The 11,836-nt window shown below is 63.7% G+C and carries 10 protein-coding genes; 6 read left to right on the plus strand and 4 right to left on the minus strand.

Going from position 1 to position 11,836, the window contains the following annotated elements; all coding sequences use genetic code 11:
• Nucleotides 1-301 precede the first annotated feature (301 nt).
• Nucleotides 302-484 carry a hypothetical protein gene (locus tag MCHLDSM_RS38065; protein WP_048469548.1) on the minus strand — a complete coding sequence of 61 codons (183 nt, stop codon included), beginning with the start codon at nt 482-484 and terminating at the stop codon, nt 302-304.
• 29 nt (nt 485-513) lie between these two features.
• On the minus strand, nt 514-1,557 hold the full coding sequence (locus MCHLDSM_RS07540) for a hypothetical protein (protein WP_013470136.1): 1,044 nt from the start codon (nt 1,555-1,557) through the stop codon (nt 514-516).
• A gap of 990 nt (nt 1,558-2,547) precedes the next feature.
• Here MCHLDSM_RS07540 and MCHLDSM_RS07545 point away from each other — a divergent pair.
• The 4 genes from MCHLDSM_RS07545 (at nt 2,548) to MCHLDSM_RS07565 (ending at nt 8,160) form a co-directional block, all read left to right on the plus strand.
• Entirely contained in the window at nt 2,548-4,020 is a 1,473-nt protein-coding gene (locus MCHLDSM_RS07545) for a hypothetical protein (RefSeq protein WP_234713914.1), read from the plus strand.
• Between the two features lie 516 nt (nt 4,021-4,536).
• A complete protein-coding gene (locus MCHLDSM_RS07555) occupies nt 4,537-5,133 on the plus strand; it encodes a hypothetical protein (protein ID WP_006246603.1) in 597 nt (198 codons plus the stop codon).
• 1,462 nt (nt 5,134-6,595) lie between these two features.
• Nucleotides 6,596-7,567 carry a ParA family protein gene (locus MCHLDSM_RS07560; protein WP_006246605.1) on the plus strand — a complete coding sequence of 324 codons (972 nt, stop codon included), beginning with the start codon at nt 6,596-6,598 and terminating at the stop codon, nt 7,565-7,567.
• Nucleotides 7,564-8,160, plus strand: a complete 597-nt coding sequence (locus MCHLDSM_RS07565; protein WP_006246606.1) for a hypothetical protein — start codon at nt 7,564-7,566, stop codon at nt 8,158-8,160. Before MCHLDSM_RS07560 ends, MCHLDSM_RS07565 begins: the two co-directional genes overlap by 4 nt.
• A 216-nt stretch (nt 8,161-8,376) precedes the next feature.
• Here the strand turns inward: MCHLDSM_RS07565 and MCHLDSM_RS07570 are convergent, their stop codons facing one another.
• Complete coding sequence (locus tag MCHLDSM_RS07570; RefSeq protein WP_234713915.1) at nt 8,377-8,943, minus strand: RES family NAD+ phosphorylase; 567 nt, start codon at nt 8,941-8,943, stop codon at nt 8,377-8,379.
• A gap of 131 nt (nt 8,944-9,074) precedes the next feature.
• The gene (locus MCHLDSM_RS07575; protein WP_006246608.1) at nt 9,075-9,797 is read right to left on the minus strand and encodes a helix-turn-helix domain-containing protein; all 723 of its coding nucleotides are present in this window, start codon (nt 9,795-9,797) and stop codon (nt 9,075-9,077) included.
• A 656-nt stretch (nt 9,798-10,453) separates the two neighbouring features.
• Here MCHLDSM_RS07575 and MCHLDSM_RS07580 point away from each other — a divergent pair.
• Together MCHLDSM_RS07580 and MCHLDSM_RS07585 are read left to right on the plus strand one after the other, a co-directional pair.
• Nucleotides 10,454-11,509 (plus strand): tyrosine-type recombinase/integrase, encoded by a 1,056-nt coding sequence (locus MCHLDSM_RS07580; RefSeq protein WP_234713916.1) that lies wholly within the window; start codon nt 10,454-10,456, stop codon nt 11,507-11,509.
• Nucleotides 11,506-11,832 carry a helix-turn-helix domain-containing protein gene (locus tag MCHLDSM_RS07585; protein ID WP_006247692.1) on the plus strand — a complete coding sequence of 109 codons (327 nt, stop codon included), beginning with the start codon at nt 11,506-11,508 and terminating at the stop codon, nt 11,830-11,832. The genes MCHLDSM_RS07580 and MCHLDSM_RS07585 overlap by 4 nt, the downstream gene beginning before the upstream one ends.
• Nucleotides 11,833-11,836: the final 4 nt, after the last annotated feature.

Genomic DNA, 11,836 nt, shown 5'->3' on the forward strand with positions numbered 1-11,836 from the left:
CTGCAGATACCTATAGCCCTCGCCACTCGGCAGTGACCACCGAGACCAAGGGCGTGATTAGCCGGTGCCAGGTGGGTCCCAGTCAGGCCGTCATCGTGGTCCCAGATCGGGTTGACACAGCCAGGCTCACCGCTGGACAGCCGACGATCTCAACCAGCTGCTCGCCGATTGGCAAGGCACCGGCGGGCACTGGATGCCCGAGAGACCGTACAAGCCCATCGGATTGGTCCGCTCAATCATCGCCTGGCACCTGGCGCACAACGGACTAGACGACCGACCCGCGGCCGCCGAAACCGCACGCCTAGCCGCAGAGCGCGCCCGCCAGACTCGTGCACGCGCAGCGTTTGAGGCAGAGCGCGCCGAGAATCGTCGCGCCCGCGAGGAAGGCCGCCGAGCGGTCGGTGGGCCCGGCCACACAGCGGCGTTCGCTGAACTGCGACGGCTCCAACGCAATCGCGCCGCCCGCCGGCCCGGTGATGGCCACTGAGCCTGGCGGGCGAGCGGAGATCGCTCCTAGCCAGCGCTGACGTCGGCGAATTGCTCTGCGGCCGTGAGGATACGAGTCACCGTCGTGTGGTGAACTTCGTGCCGGCGGCCAATAGTGCTCGGTGGGGTGCCAGCCTCGCTCTCGGCCAGGATCTTGGCAACCAGATCCGGATCTTTGGACGTCACTCCCTCGCGCACCATCGACTCAGCCACCGGCCACCACCGATCAGCACGAGCACGGCTTTTGGTGGTCGAGTCATCGTCGGTCGTGGGCACGGATTCAGGACGGATCTGCACCGGAATACGCCCCGCCGCCGGCACCGCGGACAGCGCCCGTTCCGGAGCCTTCTGTGGCATTGGAGCATTCGGTGGCGCAGATTGTTCGGCCGAAAGAGTCACCGCCGGTCCTGTACCGGTCTCGTTCCTGGCCGGCGAGTCAAGACGCGCTGCCACGGCGGGTGCCCCTGAGGGCATTGGAACTCTATCTGCGGCAGTTCGCGGTGCCGCCGCAGGCTTGATCGCCGAGTGGGAACCGTCATGCGCATACTGCGTAGTCGGCAACAACGTTTCCTCAGACCGTAGAGGTTGCATGCCTGCCTTCATGCGCGCCGCCACAGGGGCAGTCAGCACCAGGCCGCGGGTAGCGCCAAATACGGACAGATCGATGACAAGAGGTGCCACCCAAGCCATCTCGGCCGGGATACCCATTTCGACCGTGAACCCGTAGATCCCAAACGCCGACCAACCGAAAGCTCCGACAGTCACCCCCCACACCACGACAGACAGAATCTTGTCGCGCGCAGCGCGATCGAGCATCCGCGCCAGTGTGGGCAGGCCATGGATCGCGAGCATTAGCAGCGCAGGTGGTGCCGATGCCCAGCCGATGGCCATCCACCGACTGCCTTCGGTCGGCAGTTCCAACCATGCGTGGCCCACGTTGCCGGCGACCGACAATGCCGTGGCGACACTCAGCCAGAACCATAGGAAACGGCGATCTGCGCGCATCGTCGACCAGGCGGCCTTCTCCGCTGCGCTGCGCTGGGGCACGGTGTCGTCAGGAGAGCGACTCATGACACCGACCCTATGACTCGTGCGCTGGGTCTTCGTGCACGATTTTGGCCGCTACGCCACACACTCCTGATAGTGCAACTAGGAAGCCGGCCCGTTCGCAGTACTGCATTTTTGTGGCCGGCATTAGGCGTGTCTGGTCGGTTAAACCGACCACTTCATGTCAAACTCGACCGCAACACGAGAACCAGGAGGAGCGTCGACCACATTGGCCACACGGCACACCTGTCGCCACGAGCGTGACGCCGGCCCCTAAAACTCGAAATCCCCGCCGTATCGACGGGGAATCCGAGATGTGAACTGAAGGGCCAACTTCAGTTCACGGAGCCACCACAACCGCATTTTCCACGACCGATTTTGGGGCCGACGCTGCGCTTCTCAGGGCACAGCGACGGGCTCCAGGATAAAGGACGCCCATGTGAGCCGCAATAGCGCACTCAGCGCTGCGCGCATTCACCGCAGCCGAGACATCAATAATGCTGGCCGCCAACTGGACTCGGTGGCACAGCCATGACCATGACGGCTGATGCCCACGCGCAGACACACCAAGCAAGTGGACCGGCGCCAGAGCTCGTATGGAAACGACTCGCACGTCTCGTGGCAGCTCCGGGGCGCTCCCGAATGCGAGTGTGCAGCAGAGACACTGGCAAGTTCAGCGAAACGACCAAGCGCACCGATCGGCTTCCTTCCCGGCCGGCTGCGGTCTACTTGTACAGCCGCCGCCGAACCCAAATACTCTGGCTCGACTTCGATGCCAAACGCTACGGGCGCGCAGCCGTCGAGGCCGACATGGCCGCGGCGACCTCATGGCTGACCCAATGCGGGGGCGCGATCATTGCAGACAGATCCACTAGCGGCGGCGGCCACCTCCTGTGTCCGCTCGCAATAGGCACCTCAGCGTCACTTGACGAAATGGTGCCCTTGGTCCGACTCCTAGCAGCTCGTCTCCCCACTCTCGACATCACTCCCAACACCAACGCCGAGACAGGTTGCATGACCCCGCCGGGCAGTCCCTGCCGCGAAGGCGGCTATCGCCAGCTAGTCGGCTCGCTTGATGACGCGATCGCAACACTGACGACGCGATCACAGCCCGACCTGTTGCCCCGGCTGTACATGCTGCTCGGCGCACTCAAGTCGCGTGGTCCCAGCACCCCCTATGCCGCAACCCCAACGGCCGGCAGCCGCGCCGACTACCTTCACGGCGAAGGCGAGACACAAACCATCGCTGCTGCGTATGTACGCAGCGATCCCCTGCCCGCCGACGTCGAGGCCTACGCCACCCGTGCCGTCGTGACGCCCGCGCGCCCGACTTGGCAGTCCAACCATGAAGCCCGCATGGCTGTCGTCACCCAGGCCATAGCGCGAGGCCACAGCCTGGCCACGCTCCGCGACATGATCAGCACCGGGGGTCCGTGGGAACACGGACTTGGCAGTGCCTACCGCCGCTATCAGCACCGGGCCGAGGACGCTCTCGCCCGCGACATCGACAAAGCAACTAGCTGGCTGATCGACAACGTCTTAAAATCCTCACCCCCGCGGCACAAGAATAAGTACTCACCGGGGGGGCACAGGGGGTACCGGGGGCCACAGCCTTTGCGGGCGTGGCTGGCAAACGCAATGGCCTGGGCAGACGGTGAGTTCACCGGCAAGCGGTACCGATGGACAGTTCACGCAGTACTGCAGACCGTCGCTTTCCACGCCCTAGTGGCCGGGGAACAACGATCGGGTGTGTGGCTGGTAGGTGTGGGCGGCCGGACGCTGTCGTTGGGCGCCGGGCTACTCAGCGAGGACACAATGTGGCGCGTGCTGGCCGACCTACGGGAGCGTCCTGGCTCGCCACTGATCCTTGTACGAAAGCACATCGCAACAGAGCCTGACGTCTACGCGCTGACCACGCAAAACAAGATTCAAACCATGGCGGGGCGTGCCGAGCGTGTGCGCATTGAACCGGTCCACGACGCATGGGTGGTGCTTGGTCACCATCTCCGACGTATCTATGAACTCGTCGCATACCACGGCATGACGAGGCGTGCGGATCTGTACGCTGCTGCTGCCCTGCCCCGCGCCACAGCGGACACGATGATTACCGACCTGCGGGTAGCAGGCCTCATCGCCGTCACGGGCCGTGGCACGGTGGCGGCGGGAACTCACAGCCTCGATGACATAGCGAACCGCCACCACCTCCATGAAACAAGGCAGGAACGGTTGGCGAAGCACCGTGAGGAGCGCGCCGCCTGGCGAACCTGGCTCCTTGAGCGTGCACGACAGCGAGATCTGACTCAGATCGGCGGCACTCCCCCACCATCATTGGACGCTGGCCAAGAAGTCGCGGACGACGCTGAGCACGCTGCATGGCTGGAGTCAGTGATGGCCACTGGCCCACCACATTACGACCCCGGAGCCGATGATCTCGATGCCATCGAGCTCATCGCGGAATTACTGGGCGGCCGTATCGTGGCCGCATAGCCTGAAGTTACGAAGCTCTCGCGTGCGAGTCTTGCTGTTGCGAGTCAAGGTCTTGGCAGAATTCCCGCGCCTGCTCAATCAAAGCGTCGACGGCCGGCGCGATCATCTCGGCGATCGCCGTACCATTCGCCTCAGCGAACCTCTTTAACACTGCGTGGTCGTCTGTGGTCACCCGCCGCGCGACCATCTTCGGGGAGGCGCGCACTTCCCGGCGTTGCCAATCAGGCCGATGCCGACGGCCCGAGGTAGCCGTCGTGGACGTCTCCGCCATATCCAGCTCCGATCATGTTGAGCCGTGCCGCCATGCACACAGCGTCTGCCTGCAGAAATGTCGGAATAACCGACATCGATATAGTAGCGGTCGACCAGTGCAGCGTTGGCTAACCCGGTCCCGCGTGTCCGATGTCGATAGATGTAGGTAATACCGCCAAAAGGCCTGTTCAGTACCGTCATCGTTGGGCCATAGGGGCGGTATAGTAGTTCCATTCATGCGTGATCAGCGTTAGAGGGGTGGAAATGGGCACTTCCCAACCCCCGCATGCTGGTCGCCCGACCATCTCCCTGGCCCAAGCGGCCAAACTTCTCGGCAAAGACTGGCGAACCGTTAAACGGATGGTCGAGGCTGGTCAACTCGACGGAGGGTCGACGCTCGCCGGCCAACGGCCCACCTACTACGTCTACGCCGACCAGGTCGCATCCTCCAGCCGCGCGTCCGCTACCTCCGACTCGCGCGAGCTCTTGGAAGCCATCGCTGGGCTTGAGCGCGATCTAGAGCAAGCCCGTGCCGCCGAAGCTCGGGCCCGCAACGATGAAGCTCAAGCACGTGCGTCCGCCGCCGCCGCCGAGGAAGTCAATAGAATCCTCCGCGCCAACCAATCAATCCTCCTCAACGCCGTTCAGGACTTTCAACAAGCAAGTGATGGCGCCGCCGCACTGATCGACGACTACCGCGCACTTACCGATCGACACTGGGCCGTCGCCGGGCAGTATCGAGATTCCGCCAATAGCTTCGCGAAAGCAGCCAGCAACTACCAGGACATCCTGGGCCAATTACTCACCCCAGACGACATCAGCGCACTAGCTCCGCCCGATCCGCCTCCCCACCGCACATAGGCGCCTGGCCGACGATTTCCCCGCCGGCCCGAAAAGGCTCGGCCCCGCAGAACAGCGGCGCGGCCCGTCGGCGTTGCCCGCACTGAAGTGGGAAAACCGTCCACGCGCGGCGCAGGGCCACGAACGCCGCGCCGACTAGGTGGCTACGGCTAAAAGCACTTCAGGTGACTCAGCGTCCACTACAGCCGGCACAGCGGCCGCGTAGTCCTATGTGCCTACGTACGGTTCGCGCATAACGCCTAGTCAGAGCGTATTAGGGCAGCAACGGCGTCCAAACGTTCCTGTGGCGATCAAACCGGCGTCGCCGTCTTATGCACAATCCCGAGCGCTATATTGCGCCGTGCACGCGCTAGAGCAGGCAGCCGCACCCGTAGCTTCACGTTGTCCGTCATCCCTCATGCTGTAGGTCATTCAGCGGCGCTCCAGATGATTTAACAAATGGCGCGACCAATTTGCTAGCGCGCGGTGGGTAATGCTGTTGCCCGTGCAACCGACACAGCGTGGATAACCACCGTTACACATGCACGCGCGCACCTAATGTGCGCTGCAACGTACGCAGTCTTTCACAACGCTAGTAGGCCAATTGCGAGCAGTGTCTACTCCTAGGTCGGTCAACACGGTGACGTCGATGCAATGGGTGGCATCCGGTAGGGAGTTGCTCGGTCGGCGCTGCGCCAAATCTGTGCCTGTGCACCGCTGCTTGTCTGACAATCTATCGGGTTTCCGATGGTGGCAGGCACTCGTTGTGACATGGCGCTTTGAGGCTACATGCAGACCTGGGCAAAAGCGGCGGGCAGGGCGCGTGTGCGTGTTTGGTTGAGCAGTCGTGATCAGGCGAGTGTGCGTGCGTCGATCTATGCACAGGCTATGGCATTGGCTCAGGCCTGGGTGGTGGCGTCGGTGGTGGTGGTAACTATGGCAGATGAGCGGGCAGCATGCCTGGCAATGTCGCGGGCTGCTTGTCAGGCAACTGGTCAGGCGGTGAGTCAGGTGGTGAGTCAGGTGGTGGTGCCAGCCTCGTGCAAAGCGTTGCGGCGAGCTGGTGGTTGTGTCTCGACGCAGGCTGCAGGGCATGCAGCTGCTGCCGGTGTTACCAGTGCGCAGGCTGAGATCTGCGACGCAAGTGGACCGCACGTAGTTGCCTGCACTGGATGGAATGCGTGTAGCGCTGGTGCGGGTGTCGAGTGGCGCATAGCCTGCATCGGAGTGGTCGGTGACGGCCGGACTTGTGCTGCGTGCACCGCCACAGCGCACGTAATCAGCCAGGTGTGTTGCACCGTTTAGGGGTGTGCTGCGCGGCGCATCCAGTGTCACAGTTAGGTCACCGTTGCACGCTCGGCGTGGCGTGACGGTGCGTGTCGCGCGCGGCTCACTAGACTCTGCTGACCATGAACCGCAATACACGCGCGGACCGCGCGCCTGGTGGCGCGTGGCGCGCAAGCGAGCAGGCCAGGGGGCTTTCATGACCGAAAGCGTAACCGCCTGGACTGCTCCCATACCGACAATCGACTGGGCGCGCCTCGGTCATGTGTACGCAGTCGCAAACGGAAAAGGTGGCGTCGGCAAGACCACAACCACGGCCAATCTCGGGGCGCTCGTCGCCTCCGACGGGGCCCCGACCCTCATAATTGACCTCAATGGGCAAGGCAACATCGCGCACATCCTAGGGTTCGCCAATACCGACCTTGACGACCATGGTCGCGGTCTGTTCAGTGCCATTACCGGCGGGGCCGCGTTGGCTCCTGTCAAAGGCGTGCGAGAAAATTTAGACGTGGTGCCGGGCGGTCCGTTTGTGCGTCGGATCGGCGCAGCAGTGGCCGGCGACATGATGTCCCAGGAAACCGTGCCGGCAGTTCTTCTATCCCTGGCGGACGGTCTTCAGCGGATCGCGCACCGCTATCAGCTCATAATCATCGATACGCCGCCAGAGAATCCCCTGCTGTTAGAGATTGCACTATGCGCAGCTCGCTTCATCGTCGTGCCGATGAAGACTGAGCTGATGTCCCAATTCGGACTCCGCGAGTTGGCCGGCGAGATCCGCAGGATGCGCGAGTTCAACGAGTTCCTCACGCTGCTGGGTGTGTTTGCGTTCGCATCGGGAACATCAGCCACGAAGGTGCGTAAGGAGATGAACGACCAAGTGACGCGCGACCTCGGAGCGCAGAGCGACGTGATGATGTCGTCGTTCATCCGGCACTCCGAAGCCGTTGCGAATGACATGACCAAGTACGGCCGTGTCGCCCACGAGCTGGAACAAGAGATCGCCAACAACCCTAAGTACTGGGAGTTGCGCAGCGGCACAGCGAAGAGCACAGCCGTAGTTAGTAGCACGTCCAAGCCGGTAGCCCGCGACTTCGCCAAGCTGGCGAAGGAAATGCTGACTCGCGCCGGGGCGCGACGTGCCGAGATGATCGAGCAAGGAGTATGGCCATGAGCGGCAAGTTGAAGCAGCAAGACATCCCCGCAGAAGACCTCTCGGACCTGGGCGCCCCTGCGCCCCGCGGTTCCGGACTCAGCGAGCTACTCGGTGCTGCCACACCAACGGCTCGGCGTCAGCCGGTCCCGGAAGCCCGCGCCGAAGCCGTCGAGGCAGTGCGTGAGGATGATTCGGTTGCGCCAGCTCGCCCGACTCGGATTACGCGTCAGTCGAGTACGCGCTCGCGCACCCGGCCAACCTCGGCGGTGTACGTAAGCCAGGGGGTCAAACAGCGGTTCGAGGACTACCGACACAAGGCCAAGAAGACCAACCTTCAGGTCGTGCTGGACGCGATAACCGCCAAGCATGAAGACCTTCACGACATCATCAAGAAGTCCGCGGTCAGTACCGCTCCCGTCGGCTCCCTGTTCCCCGCAGACCCATCTGCGGTGCGCTACTTGGGCGGGGGGAGCGTGCAGATCGGGTTCAGTCCCACGCCCGAACAGGAAAGCGTGCTCGACAGCATTGGGCAGGATCTTGGCTTCACCACACGGAGTACATGGATTGCCCCAGTCCTGAACGCCTTTCTCCCTGGCCGAAAGGACACCTAGACCGGACGGAGCTCGCGGCACCGTCGTCGGTAAACGACAGTTGCGACGTCTGGCAAGCCCGTGATGGGGCCGAAGGAGGCCGCCTGATTCGCCCGGTGGGGTAGGGGAGTGAGTGTGTCACCGCCCCGTTTCGCTAGCCGACTACTAGATGCCCGGCCCTGACGGCAGCGAGAGCGGTTGAGGACGTACCGCCAACCGGGAATGGGCGGTACGCCGTCATCCGCGCCGACATAACGCGCAGTCACTTTCTGGCAGGGTCGTCACGCTAATGCGGCGCTTGCGCATGTCGACCTGGAAGCGCCCGAAGATCCCGGGATGATCGAGGGCGTAATCCTGCTGGCGTCCCGCGTTGTCACACACGAGTTCGACGGAGTCGTCGCAATCCCACAGTGCAAGTGACGTTCCGAAGTTGTAGGCGGTGCGATAACGCACCCCGCGCACGGTGGGGCCAGCCGGCTGGTCTTCGAAGATGGCACGCGCCCACTGCTGGGTGAGGGCGCGCGCTTCGTTGCCGTCGGCGAGGGTAGGTAATGCTCCGATCGCCATTGCTGCCCCTGCTTTGGTGAGGTCGAACACGGGCAGCGGCGAGGTAGGTGCCAGTATCGACACGCGGTAGCGGGGGCAAATCGCTGCGATGCCAGCTTCACCGAACACCTCGCTGGCCGAGGTGGCTAGATCAGCTCCGACGTACAGGACCCGCCGATTCTCGGAGTCCAGTTGTGGGGGAGTGGCGGCATGGTGGTGGTCGAGTCGATAGAGCGGACCGAACTGCCGGAACGTCATCCCGTCAGGGGTGTGGGTGCCGCGGTGGTAGACGCGACACCACCGCCAACGGGCCGCGTCGGGGCGCGGTGCCCAGGTCCAGCGGAACCCGGCAGCTCGGGGTAGCGGACGTTGCGGTGGGTCGAGCTGTTTCACCATGCGGCAGCGGTCAAGGCCTGGGCAAGGGCGATCACCGGTTCGCTGCCGCGTCGCGACATCACCTCGCGCGCCGAGCGGCCCCCGAACTCGGGCTGTTCGCGCTGCATCCAGGCCGACAGACTGACCACCCCCCCGGGGAACACGGACTGCAGCCGATCCAGGTCGGGCAGGATGCCGGACGGGTCATCGGAATCGAACTGCCACATGGGCAGGCGCCATTCCCTACCCACCTTGAGCCCGACCAGCTTGCCAGCGGCGAGCTTGGCAGTGATGCTCTGGGGGGCCACGCCCAGCAGCTGCGCAGCGTCGTCGCGGCTGAGGCTTTCGATCGAAAGTTGCCGACGTGCCGCGAACTGGTCTTGCAGGTCGGCGAATGCTGCTTTGGACACCGCCACCGAATCGGGAGCAGGCCCCCACAGCGCCACATCGAGTCCGTCGTCGGGATCGGTCTGAACGGCCGCGCGCAAGCGCTCCAACTCGGTGTCTGCGGCCGCGTGGACCACCGCCGTAACTGCCGCGCGCAGTTCACGGCGGTCATCGCCACCGTCCGGTGCGTCGATGAGAACGTCGAAAGGCACTGAGGCGATCGCCAATCCGGCGTTGCGCAGGGCGCGCTCCAACGGACCACGCTCGGCGCCTCCGACCGGCAAACCCTCGGGAATGCGGTCGCTAGGCTCATCCGCGGCCGCCGGTTCGAGAACAAAAAGCTCGGTCATAACAACCTCCTCTATGCAGGATATGCAACCTAAGAAGGATCCGCCACTATTCCTGGCCGAATACTTCAAACGACCCATGCCGGAAGCGGCGCGTCGACCGGGCTGGGGATCAGCGAACACGCATATCCAGCTAGTCCGAATGTAGCGCCAGCATCGCGGGGTATTCGCGGCCGCTATCGGAGTGACGCCGTGGCTGCTCCCCGGCGGGGGGAGCGTAATGATCACAAGCGAATCGAACACATGAGCGAATTCGAGACTAGAATGATCATTCATGGGGCAGCTGAGGCGGACACCGCAAGGCTGGGCCGAGCCCGGACCGCCAGCCCTCTGCCCACAAGGCCACCGACTCCGCGGCCCGCAGCGCGTCCTGGTCGGCACGCAGCAGTGCGCGGCCTGCTCCAACCGCGGCAGTGGAATCCACCGCTCATATACGTGCCGCCACTGAGCGGAATTGCATTTGTTGCAACAGTTCGGCGCTCGTTAGAGCGTCGTTGTCCCTGGTGAAATCCCGTCCCGTTAGGCGAGGTGACATCGATGCGCTCGCCTCAACTGCGCGTCTTCCTCTATCGCATCATTGTTGCATCTGCTACAACAAGGGTGTGGGTGTTGATCTGCCGGGTTCTGCGGCGTTGTCGTTGGTGTCGAAGGTCGCGTCGTTGGATCCGCAGGAGGCGGTGTTTCGGGCGATGATGGCGGGCTGGTCGGATCAGCAGCGGGCGCGGGTGTGCTTGCCGCCGACGATCCTCGCGCGAGCGAGTGTGGTTCGGCGGTTCGGCGATTTCACCGGGACCCATCCCTGGCAGTGGACCGCTGAGGACGCTGACGCGTTCTTCTCATCGATGAGGTCGGGTTCATCGCCGAAGGCGGTTTCGACGCTACGCGGGTATCAGAACGCGTTGCGATTGTTCTGCGATTTCATCACCGACCGCCGATACGGGTGGGCCGCACTGTGCCTGGAGCGGTTCGGGCAGCCGCCTGCTCAGATCTTGCACGACTGGAACACCGTGACACATGTCACCGAGTTCGAAGGCAGAGCCGGTCGGCGTCCGCTGAGTTTCGACGAGGTGCAGGAGTTGTTCGACGCAGCTGACGGGTTGGTCGAGGCCGCGCGTAGTCGTCACCGCAAGGGCAGTTTGTCGGCGTTGCGAGACGCCGCCATGCTAAAGACGGTGTACGCGTATGGACTTCGCCGCCAAGAGGTGGTGGGCCTCGACATCGTCGATCTGCGATCGAATCCGAAGGTTCCGGCGTACGGCCGCTTTGGTGGGTTGTTCGTCCGCCATGGCAAGGGGTCGCATGGCGACGCGCCGAAGCGTCGCACGGTGTTGACCGTTCCGGAAATGGATTGGATCGTCGGCGTCCTGGAGCACTACGTCGCCGAGGTACGGCCGTGTTTTCAGCCCGGCCGCCATCCCGGCTTGTGGATCACTGAACGTCAGGGGCGCTTGTCCAAGCGCAGCGCCAACGAGGCGTTCACCGCGGCACGGGATGCGGCCGGCTTGCCCAAGGAACTCGATTTGCACTCGCTGCGCCATTCCTACGTCACACATCTCACCGAGTTCGACTACCCAGAGCGCTTCGTGCAAGACCAAGTCGGACATGCCTACGCCAGTACCACCTCGATCTACAGCCACGTGTCCGACGAGTACCGCAACCGCCTGCTGCGCGCGGCGCTCACCAAACGTGGCGTCATCACCGAAGGTGAACCATGATCCGAAAGATGGGCTGCCAGTGGCACCTTCGCACACTGATGGCGCAGCAGGGGATGTTTCAAACCACGGAGCTCGTGCCGCTGCTGGCCGAGCGTGGCGTCGTGCTGTCCCGCGAACAGGTCTTCCGTTTGGTGACTCAGCCTCCGCAGCGGCTCTCGATGGACGTTCTGGCGGCGTTGTGCGACATCCTCGACTGCACACCCAACGATTTGGTTGAGATCACCGTGGTCAATGCCGCAGCCAAGAAGGTCGCCGGTGGGGCCGCCCCGTCGCCGCCGACGGTCCGGCGCACCACGGTGCGCCGCCCGGACCACACTCGGTGAAGGG

Source organism: Mycolicibacterium chlorophenolicum (assembly GCF_001044235.1).
In the GTDB taxonomy this organism is placed as follows: domain Bacteria; phylum Actinomycetota; class Actinomycetes; order Mycobacteriales; family Mycobacteriaceae; genus Mycobacterium; species Mycobacterium chlorophenolicum.

Coding starts and splice junctions, on each gene's coding strand:
- MCHLDSM_RS07560 (WP_006246605.1), top strand. CDS start 6,596: ATGACCGAAAGCGTAACCGCCTGGACTGCTCCCATACCGACAATCGAC.
- MCHLDSM_RS07545 (WP_234713914.1), top strand. CDS start 2,548: ATGACCCCGCCGGGCAGTCCCTGCCGCGAAGGCGGCTATCGCCAGCTA.
- MCHLDSM_RS07555 (WP_006246603.1), top strand. CDS start 4,537: ATGGGCACTTCCCAACCCCCGCATGCTGGTCGCCCGACCATCTCCCTG.
- MCHLDSM_RS07540 (WP_013470136.1), bottom strand. CDS start 1,557: ATGAGTCGCTCTCCTGACGACACCGTGCCCCAGCGCAGCGCAGCGGAG.
- MCHLDSM_RS07570 (WP_234713915.1), bottom strand. CDS start 8,943: ATGACGTTCCGGCAGTTCGGTCCGCTCTATCGACTCGACCACCACCAT.
- MCHLDSM_RS07575 (WP_006246608.1), bottom strand. CDS start 9,797: ATGACCGAGCTTTTTGTTCTCGAACCGGCGGCCGCGGATGAGCCTAGC.
- MCHLDSM_RS07565 (WP_006246606.1), top strand. CDS start 7,564: ATGAGCGGCAAGTTGAAGCAGCAAGACATCCCCGCAGAAGACCTCTCG.
- MCHLDSM_RS07585 (WP_006247692.1), top strand. CDS start 11,506: ATGATCCGAAAGATGGGCTGCCAGTGGCACCTTCGCACACTGATGGCG.